Here is a 490-nt window from a genome sequence, read left to right as displayed (position 1 = left end):
AGCAAATGAAATCAAATTAGGACAAAATGCTTCATTTATATTCGCAGTTTGTGAATATTTAAAGCATGAAGATAATCCTAAATTTCTTGAGTCAGCTCAGAAAGTGGCTAAAGGTATTCTTTCAATGATAGATGAAGATACATATGAGACAACTCATTTATTGAATTATCCTGATTTAAGCGTAAAAGAGAAGTTCAGAATTATTTATTACGATGGTGAAGCAGTGCTTGCTTTATTGAGATTGTATCAAAAGGATGAAAATGAACTATGGCTAAAAACTGTAGAAAATTTGATGGACCGTTTTATTGAGAAGAAATATTGGCAATATCATGATCATTGGTTAGGATATTGTACGAATGAATTAGTTCAAATTAATCCACAAGACAAATATTTTGAATTTGGAATCAAAAATGTGAATAATTACTTAGATTATATTAAAAATCGTGAAACAACATTTCCAACATTCTTAGAAATGTTAATGGCCACATAT

1 pseudogene is annotated in these 490 nt (G+C 28.8%); it reads left to right on the top strand.

Going from position 1 to position 490, the window contains the following annotated elements:
• Positions 1–490, top strand: a pseudogene (locus tag HMPREF3265_RS00045) (poly(glycerol-phosphate) alpha-glucosyltransferase); the annotation flags it as partial.

The sequence above is a fragment of the Staphylococcus sp. HMSC62B09 genome (genome assembly GCF_001839115.1).
GTDB classification, from domain to species: Bacteria; Bacillota; Bacilli; order Staphylococcales; family Staphylococcaceae; genus Staphylococcus; species Staphylococcus haemolyticus.
The sequence above is the reverse complement of the archived record's forward strand: the minus strand, read 5'-3'. Positions and strand labels throughout refer to the sequence as shown.